We start from the raw sequence: 21,473 nt of genomic DNA on the forward strand, positions 1-21,473 counted from the left end.
TGCCGCGCAGGCGCCGGGGGCCTTCGTCCCTCTCTGTCACTCCCCGCTCGTAGACTGGCCCCGTGAGCGAAAACCCCGGCACCGACGACCAGCCCGACCCCCTCGACCGCTTCGACGACCTCATCGACGCCGAGACCACCCGCGACCCCGATCTCGCGGTGATCGAGGCCGGCAGCCGCACCCTGCGCACCCAGGGCGGCCTGCCGCAGGCCGATGTACCCACGCGACCCGAGGACCCGGAGGTCGACAAGGCCCTGCGCGAGGTCGAGACGGAGCTGGCCACCCGCTGGGGCGAGACCAAGCTGGAGCCCTCGGTCGGCCGTATCGCCGCGCTGATGGACGTGCTGGGCGAGCCGCAGCGGTCGTACCCGTCCATCCACATCACGGGGACCAACGGCAAGACCTCCACCGCCCGCATGATCGAGGCCCTGCTCGGCGCCTTCGAGCTGCGCACCGGCCGCTACACCAGCCCGCACGTGCAGTCGATCACCGAGCGGATCAGCCTGGACGGCGCCCCGGTCTCCGCCGAGCGCTTCATCGAGACGTACCAGGACATCAAGCCGTACGTGGAGATGGTGGACGGCCGGCAGGAGTTCCGGCTGTCCTTCTTCGAGGTGCTCACCGGCATGGCGTACGCCGCCTTCGCCGACGCCCCGGTGGACGTCGCGGTCGTCGAGGTCGGCATGGGCGGCTCCTGGGACGCCACGAACGTGATCGACGCGGACGTCGCGGTGATCACCCCCATCGACCTGGACCACACCGACCGCCTCGGCGGGACCACCGGTGAGATCGCCGCCGAGAAGGGCGGCATCATCAAGCAGGACGCGACCGTCATCCTGGCCCAGCAGCCGGTGGACGCGGCGCAGGTGCTGCTGAAGAAGGCCGTCGAGGTCAACGCCACCGTGGCCCGCGAGGGCCTGGAGTTCGGCGTGGTGGCCCGGCAGGTCGCCGTCGGCGGCCAGCTGGTGACGCTGCGCGGCCTCGGCGGCGAGTACCCCGAGGTGTACCTCCCGCTGCACGGCGCCCACCAGGCGCACAACGCGGCCGTCGCGCTCGCCGCCGTCGAGGCGTTCTTCGGCGTCGGCGCACAGCGCCCGGAGCCGCTCGACAACGACACCGTGCGCAAGGCCTTCGCGGCCGTGTCCTCCCCGGGCCGGCTGGAGGTCGTACGGCGCTCACCCACCGTCGTCCTGGACGCGGCGCACAACCCTGCGGGCGCGCGGGTGACCGCGGAGGCGGTGCAGGAGGCCTTCGACTTCACCCGGCTGATCGGCGTGGTCGGCGCCAGCGGTGACAAGAACGTGCGCGGGCTGCTGGAGGCCTTCGAGCCGATCTTCGCGGAGATCGTCGTCACCCAGAACTCCAGCCACCGCGCCATGGACGCGGACGAGCTGGCCGCGATCGCCGTCGAGGTGTTCGGCGAGGAGCGGGTACAGGTCGAGCCGCGGCTGCCGGACGCCCTGGAGGCCGCGATCACGCTGGCCGAGGAAGAGGGCGAGTTCGCGGGCGGCGGTGTGCTGGTCACCGGTTCCGTCATCACGGTCGGCGAGGCCCGACTGCTGCTCGGGAAGGGCTGAGGGGTCCGACGTGCGTACGCTGTGCTCATCCACTCTCATCGGCGAGTTCTTCATCATCGGTTTCGCCGGGCTCGTCGCCATGAAGGACGGCAGCCTGTCCGTCACCACGGTGTGGCTGGTCAGCGGGATCGCCATGCTGCTGTGTCTGCTGCTGTGCGGCATGGTCACCCGGCGCGGCGGGGTGGCCCTCGGCTGGGCCCTCCAGATCGCCCTGGTCGCCTCCGGTGTCTACGTGCCGACCATGTACTTCATGGGCGTGGTGTTCGGGGCGCTGTGGTGGGCCTCGGTGCACTACGGCAGAAAGGTGGACGAAGCGAAGGCCCGCTTCGCGGCGCAGGCGGAGGCCGCCTCCTCTACACCTGACGCTGCGTGACCGGAGCCCCGACACGCCCTGTAACCTCGTGCCACCGCACACGTCAGTCAGAAGGAGTCCCCCCGTGAGCCAGCGCACCCTCGTCCTGCTCAAGCCCGACGCCGTCCGTCGCGGCCTGACCGGCGAGATCATCAGCCGTATCGAGCGCAAGGCCGGCTGGCAGATCACCGCGCTGGAGCTGCGCACCCTTGACCAGGACACGCTGGAGCAGCACTACGGCGAGCACAAGGGCAAGCCCTTCTACGAGCCGCTGGTCGCGTTCATGTCCTCCGGTCCGGTCGTCGCCCTGATCGTCGAGGGCGAGCGGGTCATCGAGGGCGTCCGCCAGCTGGCCGGCCCGACCGACCCGATCGCCGCCGCGCCCGGTTCGATCCGCGGGGACTTCGGGGTGATCGTCCGCGAGAACCTGATCCACGCCTCCGACTCCGAGGAGTCCGCCGAGCGCGAGGTGAAGATCTTCTTCCCCGGCCGCGCCTGAGCCGGTCGACGGCAGTGCAGGGAAAGGTCCGGGCGCGGTCCCGGACCTTTCTGCCACCCGAGCCCGGACCTTTCTGGCATAGTCCGGGCATTTGAGGGAACGAGCGCCCCCGAACGCCCGTCTCCAGAAGCGAGGTGAGCCGCCATCTGGTGACAATGGCCAGGACCCTCGCGCAGTGTTCGTGGAGGCGCGTTTACGATGGAAGCCTTCACGTCACAGCACCCGCCTCGCCGTCCTGACATGCCCTCAAAGCTCGGGAAGGCCAGATGAATCCGGATGGGGAACTCAATGTCGTTCATCGGCCGTGACATGGCTGTCGACCTCGGGACCGCCAACACGCTGGTGTACGTCAGGGGTCGCGGGATCGTGCTGAACGAGCCGTCCGTGGTCGCGATCAACACGAACACCGGTGGCATCCTCGCGGTCGGTGCCGAAGCCAAGAAGATGATCGGCCGGACGCCCGGCAACATCGTGGCCGTCCGCCCGCTGAAGGACGGCGTGATCGCCGACTTCGAGATCACCGAGCGGATGCTCCGCTACTTCATCCTGAAGATCCACAAGCGGCGGTATCTCGCCCGGCCGCGGGTCGTCGTCTGTGTGCCCTCGGGCATCACGGGCGTCGAGCGCCGCGCCGTGATCGAGGCGTCCACCCAGGCCGGTGCGCGCCAGGTGCACATCATCGAGGAGCCCATGGCCGCTGCCATCGGCTCCGGTCTGCCGGTCCACGAGGCCACCGGCAACATGGTGGTGGACATCGGCGGCGGCACCACGGAGGTCGCGGTCATCTCACTCGGCGGCATCGTCACCGCCCAGTCCATCCGGGTCGCCGGTGACGAACTGGACAACGCGATCATCCAGTACATCAAGAAGGAGTACAGCCTTCTGCTGGGTGAGCGGACGGCCGAGCAGATCAAGATCACGATCGGTTCGGCGTACGAACTCGACGCCGACGAGCACACCGAGGTCCGCGGCCGCGACCTGGTCTCCGGGCTGCCGAAGACCGTGGTGATCTCGGCCGCCGAGGTCCGCAAGGCGATCGAGGAGCCGGTCAACGCGATCGTGGACGCGGTCAAGACGACCCTCGACAAGTGCCCGCCGGAGCTGTCCGGCGACATCATGGACCGAGGAATCGTTCTGACCGGCGGCGGAGCCCTGCTGCGCGGACTCGACGAGCGGCTGCGCCGGGAGACCGGGATGCCGATCCACATCGCCGAGGACCCGCTGGACAGCGTCGCGCTCGGCTCCGGCAAGTGCGTCGAGGAGTTCGAGGCGCTCCAGCAGGTGCTGGACGCCGCCCCGCGCAGATGACGCAACTCTTCGATTCCGCCGTACGAGACGTTCTCCTCTCGTGCGGCGGATCGTTGATATAGAGGCATAAGCTCCCGAATGGGCCCCTCGGGTTTGCGTTTTTTCGCAAGCGTCCGGGAGGGCTCCCGAATTCCTATCGAGGAAGGGCACGGCCGCCGCACGTGAGGGACACGAAAGAGAGCCGGCTGCTCCTGGTCCTGTTGGTCGCCATCGCGTTCGCGCTGATCACGGTGGACATCCGGGGAGGCCGGAACTCACCGGTCGAGGGTGCCCGGCAGGCCGCGGCCGCGGTGTTCGGCCCGGTGGAGAACGGAATGTCCTCGGCGGTCGACCCGGTGGGCAATGCCGTATCCGCCATCCGTGACTCCGGCCGCCGGCACACCCGGCTGGCCGCGCTGGAGAAGGAGAACGCGGCTCTCAAGGCGAAACTCGGCAGCGACGACCGCAACCGCAGCCGGCTGAACCAGCTGGACAAGATGCTCAAGATCGCCGGCGAGGGCCAGTACGGCATCAAGGGCGCCCAGGTCATCGCCATAGGGTCGGCGCAGGGCTTCTCCTGGACCATCACCATCGACGCCGGCGCCAACGACGGCATCCAGCGGGACATGACGGTCCTCAACGGCGACGGCCTGGTCGGCCGGGTCACCACCGTCGGCCCGGACACCGCCACCGTGCTGCTCGCCAACGACCCCGACTTCACCGTGGGCACCCGGATGGAGAACAGCGACGAACTCGGCTTCGCCTCCGGCCAGGGCGACCGCCCGCTGCGGGTGCAGCTGCTCGATGCCAAGGCTGAGGTCAAGAAGGGGGACCGGCTGGTCACCTTCGGCTCCCAGGGCGACAAGCCGTTCGTGCCGGGCGTGCCGGTCGGCGTGGTCTCCCGGGTCGACCCCTCCAACGGCGGCCTCACCCGCACCGTCTACGTCACCCCGTACGTCGGCTTCACCAAGCTCGACATCGTCGGTGTGGTCGTGCAGGCGCCCAAGAAGGACCCGCGGGACGAGGTGCTGCCGGCCAAGCCCAAGCCGGTCCCGACGCCGACCGTCACCGTCACCGTCACTCCATCGGCCGACGCCAACCAGCAGCAGTAGGAGCTGAATCCCCATGCGTGTCAACCGGATCCTGCTCTCCTCCGCGCTGGTCGTCGTGGCGCTGGTGATCCAGGTGAGCGTGCTGGCCCGGCTGCATCTGCCCGGCGCAGTGCCCGACCTGCTGCTCCTCACCGTCCTCGGCCTGGCGATGGTGTACGGCCATGTCGGCGGCGCCCTCGTCGGCTTCGGCGCCGGTCTGCTGGCCGACCTGGCCCCGCCCGCCGACCACGCGGCCGGCCGCTACGCCCTGGTGCTCTGCGTGACCGGCTACTTCGCCGGGCTCATCAAGCCGGAGAACGGCCGGCTGAAGTCGGCGACCGGCCCGATGGCCGTGGTGGTCGCCGCCGCGATCGGCTCCACCCTGCTGTACGCCGGGGTGGGCGCGCTGGTCGGCGACACCGCCGCCCGCCATGTCGGGCTGCCCGGCCTGCTGTTCTCGGCCGCCCTGTACGACCTGCTGCTGGCGCCGTTCGTGGTGCCCGGGGTGATGTGGCTGGCCCGCCGCAGCGACAACGACCCGCTGGCCGAGTCCGCGTCCACCGCCAAGGCGAGCGACATCTCCTCCGGCTTCCTGTCCTCCGGCACCGGCCTGCGCATCGGCAGCCAGCGCGGCGGCCTCGGCGCGCTGAAGGCCAAGGCGCGCACCCGCTCGGCCAGGGTCGGCCGGATCAAGGGGGTCAAGCGGCTGTGAACACGGGCGAGTTCACCCGAACGGGTCAGATTTCGCGGAACGCGGGCTCATCGCCCGGTCGTTCATCATTCGTACACGCAGTCGCCCGGGCGCACTGAGAGGGGGAGACAGCCGCAGTGACCAACATTCCCGAGACCGGTCGGACCCCACGGGTCCAGACCCGGCTCGTCGTGATCCAGATCCTCGTCCTGTCCCTCCTCGGCACGCTCGGCGGCCGCCTGTGGTACCTCCAGATCCGGGAGGGCGCGGAGTACCAGAAGGAGGCCTCCGGCAACCACGTCCAGCAGGTCGTCCAGCCCGCCGTGCGCGGTGACATCCTGGACGCCCGCGGCGTGCCCCTCGCGGACAACGAGACCCGGCTGGTCGTCTCCGCCTCCCGCACCGACCTGCTCAAGCAGCGGGACGGCGGCAAGGCGGTGCTGGCCAAGCTGGCCGGCGTGCTCGGCATGAAGCCCGAGGAGGTCAGGCAGAAGGTCCGGCTGTGCGACGCCAAGACCCCCCAGCCCTGCTGGAACGGCTCGCCGTACCAGCCGATCCCGATCACCGACAAGGCCACCCCCAAGCAGGCCTTGCAGATCCGTGAGCGCTCCGAGGACTTCCCCGGCATCACCGCCGAGCCCGAGGCCGTGCGCCGCTACCCGGCCCCCGGCAAGGCCAACAGCGCCCAGGTCCTCGGCTACCTCTCGCCGGTCACCGACGACGAGATCCAGAAGGCGAAGAACACCGACTCGCCGTATCTGCGCTCCGACATGGTGGGCCGCTCCGGCCTGGAGCGGGAGTACGACAAGGAGCTGCGCGGCAAGGCCGGCGTCACCCGCTACGAGGTGGACAACCTCGGCCGGGTCATCGGCAAGGCCAAGTCGGACGCCGCCGAGGCCGGTTCCAACCTCGTCACCAGCATCGACTCCCGGGTGCAGCGCGTCGCGGAGTACGAGCTGGACAAGGCGATGAAGGCCGCCCGCGAACAGTTCGACAAGATCACCGGCGAGAACTACAAGGCCGACTCGGGCGCCGTGGTGGTGATGGAGGCCAAGACCGGCCGGATCGTCGCGATGGCCTCCGCGCCCACCTACGACCCGAACGTGTGGGTGGGCGGCATCTCCGCCAAGGACTACAAGGCCCTCACCGGCAAGGACTCCGACTACCCGCTGCTGAACCGGGCCATACAGGGTCAGGCCGCACCCGGCTCGACCTTCAAGGTGGTCTCCACGGCCGCCGCGGTCAACGCCGGTTACCCCTTCGACGGCGGCTACCCGTGCACCAGCTCCTACTCCGTCGGCGGCCAGGTCTTCAAGAACTTCGAGGGCGAGAACTTCGGCGACATCTCCCTCGGCCGCGCCCTGGAGGTCTCCTGCGACACCGTCTTCTACGGCCTGGCCGACAAGGAGTGGAAGCGGGACGGCGGGATCAACCCCAAGAAGGGCCAGCCGAAGGACTACTTCTTCAAGACGGCCCACCAGTTCGGCCTCGGCAAGGAGACCGGCATCGACCTGCCCAACGAGGTCACCGGCCGGGTCCCCGACCGCCAGTGGAAGCTGAACTACTGGAAGGCCAACAAGGACGCCTGGTGCAAGTCCGGCAAGAAGGACGGCAGCTACGTCGAGAAGATCGCCTACGAGAACTGCCTCGAGGGCAACAAGATGCGCGAGGGTGACGAGATCAACTACTCCATCGGCCAGGGCGACACCCTCGTCACGCCGATCCAGGAGGCCGTGATCTACGGCGCCGTCGCCAACGGCGGCACCATGTACCGGCCGACCATCGGCAAGGCCGTCATCAGCGCCGACGGCAAGACCGTCACCCCGATCAAGCCGAAGGTCAACGGCAGGCTGCCGGTCAGCCAGGCCACCCTCAAGGGCATGGACGACGCCTTCGCGGGCGTCATCACCCGCGGTACCGCCGCCTGGAAGTTCAACGGCTGGCCGCAGGACAAGATCCCGCTGCACGGCAAGACGGGTACCGCGGAGGTCTACGGCAAGCAGACCACGGGCTGGCTGGCCACGTACTCCAAGGACTACTCGGTGATCATGACGATCTCGCAGGCCGGTACCGGTTCCGGTTCCGCCGGTGAGGCCGTGCGCAACATCTACAGCGCGCTCTACGGCGTCCAGGGCGACGGCTCCATCGACCAGAAGAAGGCGCTGCTGCCCCAGCCGCAGAAGGGCCTGCCGAAGGTCCGCCCCGACGGCACCATCGCCGCCCCGAAGGTCACCGGCGACCCGGGCAAGGACGCCGAGGCCTCCCAGCAGGACAACCCCAGCAACAACAGCGACCAGCAGCCCGCCACCAGCCCCTCGCCCACCACGGGCAACCGCAACACCCGCAGAAGGCCCCGCGGGAACCGCGGGCGGGGCAGCCGAAGGATGCCCTCATGACCGGCGCGAACACCTTCTCCGTCTCCGGGTACGGCCCCGACCGGGCCGGCTGGACCAGGATCTTCGCCCGTGACTCCCTGGCCCGGCGGCTCGACTGGCCGATCATGCTGGCCGCCCTCGGGCTGTCCCTGCTGGGCTCGCTGCTGGTCTACTCGGCCACCCGCAACCGCACCGAGATCAACCAGGGCGACCCCTACTTCTTCCTGGTCCGCCATCTGATGAACCTCGGCATCGGACTGGCCCTGATGATCGTCACGATCTGGCTGGGCCACCGCGCCCTGCGCAACGCCGTGCCGGTCCTCTACGGCCTGTCCGTGCTGCTGGCCCTGGTGGTCCTCACCCCGCTGGGCGCCACGATCAACGGCCAGCGCAACTGGATCGTGATCGGCGGCTTCTCCATCCAGCCGGCCGAGTTCCTCAAGATCGCGATCATCCTGGGCATGGCGATGCTGCTGGCCACCCGGGTGGACGCGGGAGACAAGCCGTACCCGGACCACCGGACCGTGGCGCAGGCCCTGGGGCTGGCGGCCGTCCCGTGTCTGATCCTGCTGCTCATGCCCGACCTCGGCTCGGTGCTCGCGATGGTGGCGATCATCCTGGGCGTGCTGCTCGCCTCGGGCTCCTCCAACCGCTGGGTCTTCGGACTGCTCCTGACGGGCGTGATCGGCTGCATCGCCATCTGGCAGCTGCACATCCTGGACGAGTACCAGATCAACCGCTTCGCGGCCTTCGCCAACCCGGACCTGGACCCCTCGGGCGTCGGCTACAACACCAACCAGGCCCGGATCGCGATCGGCTCGGGCGGTCTGACCGGGGCCGGGCTCTTCCACGGCTCGCAGACCACCGGCCAGTTCGTGCCCGAGCAGCAGACGGACTTCGTCTTCACCGTCGCGGGGGAGGAGCTGGGCTTCCTCGGCGCCGGCTTCATCATCTTCCTGATCGGCGTGATCCTGTGGCGCGCCTGCCGGATCGCCCGCGACTCCACCGAGCTGTACGGCACCACGGTGGCGGCCGGGATCGTCGCCTGGTTCGCCTTCCAGTCCTTCGAGAACATCGGCATGACCCTCGGCATCATGCCGGTCACCGGTCTGCCGCTGCCGTTCGTGTCGTACGGCGGATCATCGATGTTCGCCGTGTGGATAGCGATCGGCCTGCTCCAGTCGATCAAGGTGCAGCGGCCGCTGTCGGCCTGAGCGGCTGCACCGGGTGAAGGGCGGCAGGTTTCCGCCCTTCACCCGGAACGACCTCTGCCGCACCCGTGCGGGGGCCACTAGATTCGATCCATGGCGGATACGAAACGCGAGATCGAGCGCAAGTACGAATCCGACGACAGCGGGCTGCCCGATCTGACCGGGGCGGGCGGGGTGGCGGCCGTCCTCGACAAGGGCCTGGTCGAGCTGGACGCCGTCTACTACGACACGATCGACGAGCGCCTGGCCGCCGACTCCCTCACCCTGCGCCGCCGTACCGGTGGCGGGGACGCCGGCTGGCATCTGAAGTTCCCGGTGGCTCCCGGCGTCCGTGACGAGCTGCGGGCGCCGCTGTCCGACACCGTCCCCGAGGAGCTGGCCGCCCTGGTCCGCTCCCGGGTCCGGGACGCCGAGCTGGTCCCGCTGGTCCGGTTGCGCTCCGCCCGCGATGTGCGCCACCTGGTCGACGCCGACGGCGGCCTGCTGGCCGAGGCGAGCGTGGACACGGTGACCGCCGAGCGGCTCACCGGGGCGCGGGGCGCCGCCCAGTGGACCGAGATCGAGGTCGAGCTGGCCGACGGCGGTGATCCCGCCTTTCTGGACACGGTGGAGAAGCGGCTGCGCAAGGCGGGCGTACGGCCGTCGAGGTCGGCTTCGAAGCTGGCGAGGGCGCTGGAGCAGACCGCCACCACCGCCGGGCCGGGCCCCCGCCCGGAGCCGGTGACCGCCGGCGACCATGTCCTCGCCTACCTCCGCGCCCAGCGGGACGCACTGGTGGCGCTCGACCCGGCGGTGCGTCGGGACATCCCGGACGCCGTGCACCGGATGCGGGTCGCCACCCGCCGGGCCCGCAGCACCCTGCGCAGCTTCCGCACGGTCCTCGACCGCACGGTCACCGAGCCGCTCGGCGCCGAGCTGAAGTGGCTCGCGGGCGAGCTGGGCGTCGACCGCGACCAGGAGGTGCTGGCCGAGCGGCTGACCACCGCCCTGGACGCGCTCCCGCCCGCCCTGGTCCTCGGCCCCGTCCGGGCACGCCTCACGGGCTGGGCGGAGGCCCGGCGACGCGGCGCCCACGCGCATCTGACCGGTGTCCTCGACTCCCGCCGCTACCTCACCCTGCTGGACACCCTGGACGCGCTCCTCGCGGAACCGCCGCTGCGCAAGGACGCGGGCCGGAAGCCGGAGAAGGTGCTCGGCAAGGCCGTACACAAGGATCTGAGGAAGCTGACCGCGCTGGTCGGAGAGGCCCTGGAGCTGCCGCCCGGCCAGGACCGCGACCTCGCCCTGCACGAGGCCCGCAAGAAGGCCAAGCGCACCCGGTACGCGGCCGAGGCGGCCACCGCGGCACTCGGCGCCCCCGCCCGCGCCCTCACCCGGTCCATGAAGTCGCTCACCACCCTCCTCGGCGACCACCAGGACAGCGTCATGGCCCGCAGGACCCTGCTGGAGCTGGCCGCGGTGGCGCACGCGGCGGGGGAGAACCCGTTCACCTACGGGGTGCTGTACGGCAGGGAGGAGGCCCGGGCGGCGGCCACGGAGGCCGAGCTGCCCCGGCTGTGGGAGGAGATCGGTGCGGGGGCGGCGGACCGAGCGTACGGGGAGAGCCGCCGGGCGGGTTAGGCTTGATGGTCCCCCCTGTCAGCTCACGAAGGTTCGCGAGATGCCTGCCGAAGCCGCCGAGTCGGTGTTCCCGCAGCTCGAAGCTCTGCTCCCGCACGTGCAGAAGCCGATCCAGTACGTCGGCGGAGAGCTCAACTCCACGGTCAAGCCGTGGGAGTCCTGCGATGTCCGCTGGGCACTCATGTACCCGGACGCATACGAGGTCGGTCTGCCCAACCAGGGCGTCATGATTCTCTACGAGGTCCTCAACGAGCAGCAGGGGGTCCTGGCCGAGCGCACCTACAGCGTCTGGCCGGACCTGGAGGCGCTGATGCGGGAACACGGCGTCCCGCAGTTCACCGTCGACAGCCACCGCCCGGTGAAGGCCTTCGACGTGTTCGGCCTCAGCTTCTCCACGGAGCTGGGCTACACCAACATGCTCACCGCCCTGGACCTGGCCGGCATCCCCCTGGAGTCCAAGGACCGCACGATCGACGACCCGATCGTGCTGGCCGGCGGACATGCCGCGTTCAACCCGGAGCCGATCGCCGACTTCATCGACGCGGCGGTCATCGGCGACGGCGAGCAGGCCGTGCTGGACATGACCCGGATCATCCGGGAGTGGAAGGCGGAGGGCCGCCCCGGCGGCCGCGAGGAGGTCCTGCTGCGGCTGGCGAAGACCGGTGGGGTGTACATCCCGGCGTTCTACGACGTCGAGTACCTCCCTGACGGCCGTATCGCCCGCGTGGTCCCCAACCGCTCCGGTGTCCCGTGGCGCGTCTCCAAGCACACGGTCATGGACCTGGACGAGTGGCCGTACCCCAAGCAGCCGCTGGTGCCGCTGGCCGAGACGGTGCACGAGCGCATGTCGGTGGAGATCTTCCGCGGCTGCACCCGCGGCTGCCGTTTCTGCCAGGCCGGCATGATCACCCGCCCGGTGCGCGAGCGCTCGATCACCGGTATCGGCGAGATGGTCGAGAAGGGTCTGAAGGCGACCGGCTTCGAGGAGGTCGGCCTGCTCTCCCTCTCCTCCGCGGACCACTCGGAGATCGGTGACATCGCCAAGGGGCTGGCGGACCGCTACGAGGAAGACAAGATCGGCCTCTCGCTGCCCTCCACCCGCGTCGACGCCTTCAACATCGACCTGGCCAACGAGCTGACCCGCAACGGCCGCCGCTCCGGCCTGACCTTCGCCCCCGAGGGCGGCTCGGAGCGCATCCGCAAGGTCATCAACAAGATGGTCTCGGAAGAGGACCTGATCCGGACCGTGGCCACCGCCTACGGCAACGGCTGGCGCCAGGTGAAGCTGTACTTCATGTGCGGCCTGCCCACGGAGACCGACGAGGACGTCCTCCAGATCGCCGACATGGCGACCCGCGTGATCCAGAAGGGCCGCGAGGTGTCGCGGTCCAACGACATCCGCTGCACGGTCTCGATCGGCGGTTTCGTCCCGAAGCCGCACACCCCCTTCCAGTGGGCGCCGCAGCTCTCCGCCGAGGAGACGGACGCGCGCCTGGAGAAGCTCCGCGACAAGATCCGCGGCGACAAGAAGTACGGCCGCTCGATCGGCTTCCGCTACCACGACGGCAAGCCGGGCATCGTGGAGGGGCTGCTGTCCCGAGGCGACCGCCGCATCGGTGCGGTCATCCGCGCGGTCTACGACGACGGCGGCCGCTTCGACGGCTGGCGCGAGCACTTCTCCTACGACCGCTGGATGAGCTGCGCCGACAAGGCGCTCGCCCCCTTCGGCGTGGACGTCGACTGGTACACCACCCGCGAGCGCAGCTACGAGGAGGTCCTGCCCTGGGACCACCTCGACTCCGGCCTGGACAAGGACTGGCTCTGGGAGGACTGGCAGGACGCCCTCGACGAGACCGAGGTCGAGGACTGCCGCTGGACGCCCTGCTTCGACTGCGGCGTCTGCCCCCAGATGGACACCCACATCCAGATCGGCCCGACCGGCAAGAAGCTGCTTCCTCTGACGGTCAAGAACGCAGGCCCGGCGCCCGCTTCGAGCGGTCACACGCACTGACGCGCGTGAGCTGAACCGCCCCGCCACGCCAACGTGCCGGGGCGGTCGTTGCTTTCCGGAGGGACGGCGGCCACCGTGAACGGGTGATTCTCGTTCCCGGCTGGCTGTGGCAGCGGGGGCCGGTGGCCCGGGGTGTGGGCGCCGGCCTCGCCGTCGGCGCCTTCTCCGCGGCCTTCGTGCTCCTGGAAGCGCAGGCGTGGCTGGGCGCCGCGGCGGCCTTCGTGGTGCTGAGCCTGTTCTACGGCGTCCGCGTGGCACGCCGCATGGCCAGGATCTGGCCCGAGGCCAAGGGCATGAGCCGCGCCGACCGCGCGGCCGTGGTGAGCGCCACCCGGAGCGGCGAGGCCGTCGCGGACCCCCGGCTGGCGCCCGCGGTCGTCGCGTACGCCGGTGCCCTGCGCCGGAGCGCCGAGAACGACCGGCTGGGCCACCGGATCGTTCTCCTCGTCACCGTGTTCGCGGTCGTCCTCGCCGTGTACGACACCGTGCGGAGCACGCCCGGCGAGATGATCGCCTCCTGGCTGGTGGTCGCGCTCCTCCTGGCCGACCTGGCGTGGTGGCCCCGGCGCCGGGCCGCCCTGCTGGCCCGGGCCGACCGCGCGGCGGCATCGGCCAGGGCCATGCCGGACGCGGGCTGAGCGCACGGCCCTGGCCCGGGCATGGCCACGGGCGGCCGCGTCGCGGATAAAGTCGGATTTCATGGCTGGTCGTGGGGGTGCGACCGGAAGGTGCCGGCGGTGTTCGGGGGAGGGCCTGAAGCGGATGAGCCGACAGGCGGGGGCGTATCAGCGGCAGGTGGCGCAGGGATACCGGGAGTACCGGCAGAGCCAGGCGCGACGGCGTACCGAGGAGCTGGAACAGCAGGTCGCCGGCCTGCGGGAGCTGCTCGTGGCGGGGTGCCGGGCACCCGCCTTCCGGGCCTCCTCCCTGCTGCGTGCCGAGGAGGTCCCGCCCTTCGATCCGGGGCCGCTCGCCTGGCCGGTGCGGATGCCGGACCCGGAGCAGTACCGGGCGCAGGGCGGCTGGACCGCCGGCCGGCGGTCCCAGGCGGAGGCCGAGGCGCGGGCCCGCTTCGAACGCGACTGGCAGGCGGCCCAGGCCACCGAGGCACAGCGGCAACGGCAGCTCGCGGCCGTACAGCAAGAGCACGAGCGGCGGGTGGCGGAGCAGCTGGCGGAGACCCGGCGGCACAACGCCTCCGTCCGCGAGCTGACCGAAGGGGCGGCCCGGGGCGACGCCCGTGCGGTGGCCGGGTATTTCACGGCCGCCCTGCACGCCGCGCCGCCCTGGCCCGAGGGCTTTCCCCGGCAGGCCGCGCTGGCCTTCGACCCGGGGGCAGGACAGCTGGTCGTGGACTGGGAGCTGCCCGGATATGCCGTGGTCCCGGCGGCCAAGTCCGTGCGGTACATAGCCGGCCAGGACCTGGAGAAGGAGACGGCCCGGCCCGTCACCCAGCGCCGTGCGCTCTACCGCGAGGTGCTGGCCCAGTCCCTGCTGCTGGTGCTGCACCAGCTGTATGCGGCGGACGAGCACGGCGTCCTTCGGTCGATCGCGCTGAACGGCTTCGTGGACGCACCCGATCCGGCCACCGGCCGCCCGGCCCGTATCGTCCTGGCGACCGTCCTGGCTCCCCGGGACGGCTTCACGGGACTGCACCTCGCCCAGGTCGACCCGCTCAGCTGCTTCACCGACGCCCTGCACGGGCAGCTCGCGGCCCGGCCCGACCAGCTCACCCCGGTCCGCCCGCACCGCAGGCCCGAGGAGGTCGGCGAGCCCGGCCCCGGCAGCGCCGGTCCCGCGCCCGACGGCGAGCCGGACCTGTACGCCATGGACCCGATCGAGTTCGAGGAGCTGGTCGCCGAGCTGTTCCGTGCCATGGGCATGCGGGCGGTCACCACCCAGCGCTCGAACGATGGCGGAGTGGACGTCGATGCCACGGACCCCACGCCGATCCGGGGCGGCAAGATCGTGGTCCAGGTGAAGCGGTACCGCAACACGGTGCCGCCGACGGCGGTGCGCGATCTGTACGGCACGGTCCAGGACGTCGGCGCCAACAAGGGGGTGCTGGTCACCACCTCGGGGTTCGGCCCGGGCTCGTACACCTTCGCCCGGGGCAAGCCGCTGGAGCTGGTCTCCGGCGGCGAACTCGTCGACCTGCTGCACCGGCACGGGCTGCGCGGCCGGCTGGGGGAGCGGGGACACCGGCGGCCGGCTGCGCGCGAGGAGCGCCCGGCGGCCGCCGCGGACTACAACGTGCTCGGTATGACCTGGTCCGGCGCCGTCGCCCTGGACGTCTGCGCGCTCGTCTGCCGTGGCAACCGGGTTCTCGGCGACGACCACTTCGTCTTCTACAACAACCCGCAGACTCCGGACGGTTCGGTCCGTGCGGTGCCGGCGACGGCGCCGGACCGGGCGGCGCTGCACGTGGCGTTCGACGCGCTGCCCGCGGCGGCCGACCGGCTGGTGCTGGTGGCCGCCGTGGACCCGGAGACCAACCCGTCGGCCGATCTGTCCGGCTTCACCGACGCCTGCATCCGGCTGCTGGACCCGGCCCTGACCGAGCTGGGCCGTCTGGAGGTGTCCGACGGCCGCGCCGGGGAGACGGCGCTGGTGCTCGGCTCCTTCCGGCGCCGGGCGGGCGGCGACTGGGACTTCGTGCTCGGCGGCAAGGGCTACCGGGCGGGGCTGGCGGAGCTGCTGGGCGACCACGGCGTCGAGGTGGAGTGACCCCAGGGCACGGAACAAGGCACGCAAGCCGTGAGCAGCGCCCGGGCGCGTGGCGGACCTCGTTCGGCGAGCCCCGCCCGGCGGCCGCAGTGGACCGGCGGGAACTCTGCGGCGGCGGAGCGCGTACTCTAGAGCAAAGGGCCGGGAGCGACATGTCCCCGCCGACGCGGGACTGACCCGGGCGACACCGGGCAGGCGCCGGCCCCGACGTGCTCCCCGCGCACGCGGGGGTGGCGCACGGACCGCGGACACAAGGAGAAGTTCCCCTGGGCAAGCGACAGCCCGAAGGCCCGCCGCCCGCACCCGCGGTGCAGCGCATCCGACTGCGCTACACCAAGCGCGGCCGCCTGAGGTTCACCAGCCACCGAGACTTCCAGCGCGCCTTCGAGCGGGCGCTGCGTCGCGCCGAGGTGCCCATGGCGTACTCGGCCGGGTTCACGCCGCACCCGAAGGTGTCCTACGCCAATGCCGCACCCACCGGCACGGGCAGTGAGGCGGAGTACCTGGAGATCGCGCTCACCGAGAAGCGTGACCCGGAGACGCTGCGCGTCCTCCTCGACGAGTCGCTGCCCGCCGGGCTCGACGTGATCGAGGCGGTCGAGGCGCACACCTCGGGCCTCGCCGACCGGCTGACCGCCTCCGTCTGGGAGCTGCGGCTGGACGGCGTCGACCCGGCCGGCGCCCGGCACGCGGTCGAGGCCTTCACCAAGGCCGAGACCGTCGAGGTGCAGCGCCTCACCAAGAACGGTCTGCGCACCTTCGACGCCCGCCCGGCCGTGGTGAGCCTGGAAGCAACAGAAACGCACGGTTCACCGGCTGATAGGCCGACCGACCAGCCCTGTGCGATACTGCGGCTGGTTGTTCGGCACGTGACGCCTGCCGTACGACCCGACGACGTCCTGTCCGGTCTCCGCGCCGTGGCCGACCTGGCGCCGCCGGTCCCCGCAGCGGTGACCAGGCTGGCGCAGGGGCTGCTCGATGAAGAGACCGGCACGGTGACCGACCCGCTCGCGCCCGACCGCGAGGCAGCCGGGGCCCTGACGGCCCAGCCCGCCGCCGCGACGGCGCCGATGCCGGAAGGTTCCGCGTAGGGACGGATGTCGTAGCGCCGCCCTGGTACTCGGGAGCCACCTGGGTCGGGCAGCGCACCGACCAGAAGACTTTCGCCAGGCCGTACCGACAAGGCGTACGGAACCGGCGAGACAGGACACAGAGTGCTCCCGTGCGGCGCCCGCGCCCCGGACGGCGGCCATCGCGCATTGCGCGGGCCGCGGACGTCAACGGCGGACGGCCTTCACCGGCCGACGCCGGACCAGGCGCGGCGCCCGGGAGCCTGACGGGAGAAACGCCCGCATGCTCGAGCCGACCGAACCCGCTGAGGGTTCCGAACTGAACACTCCGAGCGACACCCTGCCGCCGCGCAGGCGTCGCCGTGCCGCCTCTCGCCCGGCGGGCCCGCCCGTCGGCGCGGCCGAGGCGCCCGCCCCGGAGGTCACCCTCCCGGCCATACCGGCCGCGGACACCGAGGAGATCGCCGAGGCCGACGAGGCCGCCGCGGCGGTTCCTGCCGCCGAGGCCGCGCCCGCCGCCCCGCCGCGTCGCCGGGCCACGCGTCGTGCGTCGGCGCCCGCCGGTGCGCCGGTGGCCGCCGAGGCCGCCGCCGAGACGGTCGTACCGGCCGCGTCCGCCGAGGCGACGCAGCCCGCCGCCGTCGCCGAGGGCGGCGAGGTCGTCGTGGGCGAGGACGCCGCACCGCGCCGCACCCGGCGCCGCGCCACCCGCACCGTCACGGCCCCGACCGCTGCTGCCGAGCCCGAGGTGGCTGAGCAGGAGGCTGCGGCTGTCGAGGAGGAGGCCGCGCCTGCCGCCCGGCCGCGTCGCCGGGCCACGCGTCGTGCGTCGGCGCCCGCCGGTGCGCCGGTGGCTGCCGAGGCCGCCGCCGAGACGGTCGTACCGGCCGCTGCCGCTGCCGAGCCCGTGGTGGCCGAGCAGGAGGCTGCCGCTGTCGAGGAGGAGGCCGCGCCTGCCGCCCGGCCGCGTCGCCGCGCCACCCGCCGCGCCTCCGCCCCCGCCGGTGCGCCGAAGGCCGCCGAGCCCGCCGCCGAGGAGGCCCCGGCCGCCGCTGCCGCCGTGGAGGAGCCGGTCGAGGAGCCCACCGCTCCCGCCGTCGCCGCCGCTGCCGAGGAGGCCGCTCCGCGTCGTACCCGGCGCCGGGCCACCCGACGCGTGTCCGCGCCCGAGGGCGCTCCCGCCGCCGAGGCCGAGGCCGAGGAGGAGAAGCCCGTCGCCGAGGCCGGTGCCGGCACGCAGACCCCGGAGGTCCCCGTCACCACGCACACCACCGAGCCCGCCACGGCCACCAAGCCGGCCCCGGCCGCCGAGCCCGCGCAGCCCGCCGCCGAGGCCGCCGCCCCGCGCCGCGCCCGCCGCCGGGCCGTACGCCCCGCGTTCGGCTTCTCCGAGCCCGCCAAGTCCGGGTCCGCGGCCGACGAGGGCGAGGGGCCGCGCCGGCCCGCCCGCCCGGCCGTCGCCGTGTTCCAGGCGCCGGTGTTCGCCGAGCCCCGCTTCCAGACCCCGGAGCGGGCCGCCGCCGAGGCCGCCGCGGAGGCCGCCGAGGCGGAGGAGCCCGAGGAGACCGAGGAGTACGCGCAGCAGCGCGCGGAGGAGCGCCTGGAGGCCGGCTCGCGCCGTCGCCGTCGCCGCCGGGGCGCCGCCCAGGCCGAGGAGACGCAGGCCGCCCCGGCCGAGGAGCCGGTGCAGGCGGAGGAGTCCGCCGGGGAGCCGGCCGAGGCCGAGGACCTGGCCGACGGCGAGGAGTCCGAGGAGGCCGAGGGCTTCGAGGAGTCCGGGTCCCGCCGCCGGCGCCGCCGGGGCGGCCGTCGCCGCCGCCGCGGTGACCTCGCCGAGGGCGAGGGCCCGGAGGCCGAGGAACTCGCCGCCGAGCAGGCCGAGCAGGACGCCGAGGACACCGCCGAGCAGGAGGAAGAGGACGCCGAGGAGGCCCTCGGCGAGGCCGGGTCCGGCAGCGCCAGCAGCCGTCGCCGCCGCCGTCGCCGGCGCCGGGCCGGTGACACCTCCGTCGACACCGAGCCCGATGAGGGCGACCCGGAGCGTACGGTCGTCAAGGTCCGCGAGCCGCGCAAGCCCGCCGAGCCGTCCGACGAGGTCCAGTCCATCAAGGGCTCGACCCGTCTGGAGGCCAAGAAGCAGCGCCGCCGCGAAGGCCGTGAGCAGGGCCGCCGACGCGTTCCGATCATCACCGAGGCCGAGTTCCTGGCCCGCCGCGAGGCCGTCGAGCGGGTGATGGTCGTACGTCAGTACGGCGACCGCACCCAGATCGGCGTCCTGGAGGACGGGGTGCTCGTCGAGCACTACGTCAACAAGGAGCAGTCGACCTCGTACGTCGGCAACGTGTACCTGGGCAAGGTCCAGAACGTGCTGCCGTCGATGGAGGCCGCCTTCATCGACATCGGCAAGGGCCGCAACGCCGTCCTGTACGCCGGCGAGGTCAACTTCGAGGCGCTCGGCATGGCCAACGGCCCGCGCCGCATCGAGGCCGCCCTGAAGTCCGGCCAGTCGGTCCTCGTCCAGGTGACCAAGGACCCGATCGGCCACAAGGGCGCCCGTCTGACCAGCCAGGTCTCCCTGCCGGGCCGCTACCTCGTGTACGTGCCCGAGGGCTCCATGACCGGCATCAGCCGCAAGCTGCCCGACACCGAGCGGGCCCGGCTGAAGTCCATCCTCAAGAAGATCGTCCCCGAGGACGCGGGCGTCATCGTGCGCACCGCCGCCGAGGGCGCGAGCGAGGACGAGCTGCGCCGCGACGTCGAGCGGCTCCAGGCGCAGTGGGAGGAGATCCAGAAGAAGGCCAAGAGCGGCAACGCTCCGACCCTGCTGTACGGCGAGCCGGACATGACCGTCCGGGTCGTGCGCGACATCTTCAACGAGGACTTCTCCAAGGTCATCGTCAGCGGTGACGAGGCCTGGCAGACCATCCACGGCTATGTCTCGCACGTCGCCCCCGACCTGGCCGGCCGGCTGTCGAAGTGGACCTCCGAGGTCGACGTCTTCGCCACCTACCGGATCGACGAGCAGCTGGCCAAGGCGCTGGACCGCAAGGTCTGGCTGCCCAGCGGCGGTTCGCTGGTGATCGACAAGACCGAGGCGATGGTCGTCATCGACGTCAACACCGGCAAGTTCACCGGTCAGGGCGGCAACCTCGAAGAGACCGTGACCAGGAACAACCTGGAGGCGGCCGAGGAGATCGTGCGCCAGCTGCGGCTGCGCGACCTCGGCGGCATCGTCGTCATCGACTTCATCGACATGGTCCTGGAGTCCAACCGCGACCTGGTGCTGCGCCGCCTGCTGGAGTGCCTGGGCCGCGACCGTACGAAGCACCAGGTGGCCGAGGTGACCTCGCTGGGCCTGGTGCAGATGACGCGCAAGCGGGTCGGCCAGGGTCTGCTGGAGTCCTTCTCCGAGACCTGCGTCCACTGCAACGGCCGCGGTGTCATCGTGCACATGGAGCAGCCGAGCGCCAACGGCGGCGGCAAGCGCAAGAAGCGCGGTGGCCGTGGCGAGGCGCCGGAGCCGGAGCACGTGCATGTGCACGAGACCGCTGCGGTGGCCGTGGAGACCGGTGAGGCCGTCGAGCCGGAGGCCGAGTCCGCCGCCGAGGTGGCCGCCGAGATCGCCGAGCCGGTCTCGCTGCCCGCCCCCGACTTCGCGCCGGACGAGGAGCTGTACAGCAGCGTCGCCGAGGCGGAGGCGGCGGCCGGCCGTGGCCGTACGCGTCGCCGGGCGAGCCGCCGGGCGTCCGCTCCGGCGGGTGCGCCGAGGGCGGAGAAGGCCCCGCGGGCCGACCGCGCCGAGCGGGCCGCCCGGGCCGCCGAGGCCGAGGCGGAGGAGGCCGCCGCCGCGGTGCCGACCGCGCAGGACGTCACCGCAGAGGAGGCGGCCGCGCGTCCGGTACAGCCGGAGACCGCCGCCGAGGCCCTGGCCGAGCCGGTGGCCGCCGAGGACCAGGTGGTTCCGGCGGAGCCGCAGGCCGAGGCTGCCGTCGCCGAGGCTCCTGTTGCCGAGGAGGCCGCGCCGAAGGGCCGTACGCGCCGTCGGGCGACCCGGAAGGTGTCCGCGCCGGCCGGTTCCCCCGCGGGTGCCGAGGCCGCCGTGGTGACCATCGCCGAGGCTCCCGCGGCCGAGGCTGCCGCACCCAAGGCTCCGGCGGAAGAAGCTCCGGCCGCTGCCGAGGAGGCGCCCGCGCAGTCCGCCGAGGCCGCCGCGCCGGCCCGTCCGCGCCGCCGTGCGGTGCGCAAGGCCACCGCGCCGACCGCGCCCGAGGAGGCGGCCGTCGTGGTCGTCCCGTCGGCCGCGACGGAGGCCACCCCTGCGGAGACCGCCCCGGCGGAGGCCGAGGCTGCTCCGGCGGAGGCCGAGGCTGCTCCGGCGGAGGCCGAGGCGCCCGGCGTCGAGGAGGTCGCGCCGGCCAAGAAGACCGCCCGCAAGGCGGCCAAGAAGGCACCGGCGAAGAAGGCCGCGGCGAAGAAGACGGCCGCCAAGAAGACCGCGGCCAAGAAGACGGCCGCGAAGAAGACGACGGTGAAGAAGGCGACCAAGTCGGCCACCACCGCCGCCGCGAAGACGACGGCGAAGAAGACCGCCACCGTCTCCACCACCGACGAGGGCTGACGCCCGACTCGTCCCATCCCGTGTGGCCCCGTCGTCAGGGCGGGGCCACACGGTTTTTTCCGGGGGCCCGATCCACCGTCGGACACCGGCGGAAGCGCGAAACGAAGGAGAAAGACCGCGATGATAGGCCTCGTGCTGGCAGCCGGCGCCGGACGGCGACTGCGCCCCTACACCGACACCCTGCCCAAGGCGTTGGTGCCGGTGGGGCCCGCGGGCATCGAGGGCGAGCCCACGGTCCTCGACCTGACGCTGGCGAACTTCGCGGAGGTCGGTCTGACCGAGGTCGCGATCATCGTCGGCTACCGCAAGGAGGCCGTGTACGAGCGCCAGGCGGCCCTGGAGGC

Annotated in this window: 15 protein-coding genes; all 15 read left to right on the forward strand. The window is 72.2% G+C overall.

All coding sequences use genetic code 11. The features are described from left to right. Positions 1 to 62 precede the first annotated feature (62 nt). Entirely contained in the window at positions 63 to 1,577 is a 1,515-nt protein-coding gene (gene folC / locus ACWCV9_RS16705; protein ID WP_450787334.1) for a bifunctional tetrahydrofolate synthase/dihydrofolate synthase, read from the forward strand. A gap of 10 nt (positions 1,578 to 1,587) precedes the next feature. Further along, positions 1,588 to 1,950 (forward strand): DUF4233 domain-containing protein, encoded by a 363-nt coding sequence (locus ACWCV9_RS16710; RefSeq protein WP_450787336.1) that lies wholly within the window; start codon positions 1,588 to 1,590, stop codon positions 1,948 to 1,950. Positions 1,951 to 2,014: 64 nt separating this feature from the next. Beyond that, positions 2,015 to 2,428, forward strand: coding sequence for a nucleoside-diphosphate kinase (gene ndk / locus ACWCV9_RS16715; RefSeq protein ID WP_385847877.1), 414 nt, complete (start codon positions 2,015 to 2,017; stop codon positions 2,426 to 2,428). A gap of 288 nt (positions 2,429 to 2,716) precedes the next feature. Beyond that, positions 2,717 to 3,736: a rod shape-determining protein gene (locus ACWCV9_RS16720; RefSeq protein ID WP_385847876.1), complete on the forward strand. Its 1,020-nt coding sequence runs from the start codon at positions 2,717 to 2,719 to the stop codon at positions 3,734 to 3,736. A 161-nt stretch (positions 3,737 to 3,897) separates the two neighbouring features. After that, a complete protein-coding gene (gene mreC / locus ACWCV9_RS16725) occupies positions 3,898 to 4,827 on the forward strand; it encodes a rod shape-determining protein MreC (RefSeq protein ID WP_450787338.1) in 930 nt (309 codons plus the stop codon). A 13-nt stretch (positions 4,828 to 4,840) separates the two neighbouring features. Next, positions 4,841 to 5,518, forward strand: coding sequence for a rod shape-determining protein MreD (gene mreD / locus ACWCV9_RS16730; protein ID WP_385847874.1), 678 nt, complete (start codon positions 4,841 to 4,843; stop codon positions 5,516 to 5,518). Between the two features lie 116 nt (positions 5,519 to 5,634). Continuing rightward, on the forward strand, positions 5,635 to 7,893 hold the full coding sequence (gene mrdA, locus ACWCV9_RS16735; protein WP_450787340.1) for a penicillin-binding protein 2: 2,259 nt from the start codon (positions 5,635 to 5,637) through the stop codon (positions 7,891 to 7,893). Further along, on the forward strand, positions 7,890 to 9,086 hold the full coding sequence (rodA, locus tag ACWCV9_RS16740) for a rod shape-determining protein RodA (RefSeq protein ID WP_450787341.1): 1,197 nt from the start codon (positions 7,890 to 7,892) through the stop codon (positions 9,084 to 9,086). Before mrdA ends, rodA begins: the two co-directional genes overlap by 4 nt. A gap of 90 nt (positions 9,087 to 9,176) precedes the next feature. Further along, positions 9,177 to 10,703, forward strand: a complete 1,527-nt coding sequence (locus ACWCV9_RS16745; protein ID WP_450787343.1) for a CYTH and CHAD domain-containing protein — start codon at positions 9,177 to 9,179, stop codon at positions 10,701 to 10,703. Between the two features lie 40 nt (positions 10,704 to 10,743). Next, on the forward strand, positions 10,744 to 12,714 hold the full coding sequence (locus tag ACWCV9_RS16750; RefSeq protein ID WP_450787345.1) for a TIGR03960 family B12-binding radical SAM protein: 1,971 nt from the start codon (positions 10,744 to 10,746) through the stop codon (positions 12,712 to 12,714). Between the two features lie 83 nt (positions 12,715 to 12,797). Next, positions 12,798 to 13,352 carry a hypothetical protein gene (locus ACWCV9_RS16755; protein WP_450787347.1) on the forward strand — a complete coding sequence of 185 codons (555 nt, stop codon included), beginning with the start codon at positions 12,798 to 12,800 and terminating at the stop codon, positions 13,350 to 13,352. A 124-nt stretch (positions 13,353 to 13,476) separates the two neighbouring features. Further along, entirely contained in the window at positions 13,477 to 15,441 is a 1,965-nt protein-coding gene (locus ACWCV9_RS16760) for a restriction endonuclease (protein ID WP_450787348.1), read from the forward strand. A 308-nt stretch (positions 15,442 to 15,749) separates the two neighbouring features. Then, a complete protein-coding gene (locus ACWCV9_RS16765; RefSeq protein ID WP_450787350.1) occupies positions 15,750 to 16,532 on the forward strand; it encodes a TIGR03936 family radical SAM-associated protein in 783 nt (260 codons plus the stop codon). Positions 16,533 to 16,794: 262 nt separating this feature from the next. Continuing rightward, positions 16,795 to 21,129 carry an Rne/Rng family ribonuclease gene (locus ACWCV9_RS16770; RefSeq protein WP_450787351.1) on the forward strand — a complete coding sequence of 1,445 codons (4,335 nt, stop codon included), beginning with the start codon at positions 16,795 to 16,797 and terminating at the stop codon, positions 21,127 to 21,129. Between the two features lie 120 nt (positions 21,130 to 21,249). Further along, positions 21,250 to 21,473, forward strand: a 224-nt coding sequence (locus tag ACWCV9_RS16775; RefSeq protein WP_450787353.1) for a sugar phosphate nucleotidyltransferase, incomplete at its 3' end; no start/stop codon positions are given.

The organism is Streptomyces sp. NPDC001606 (assembly GCF_053596835.1).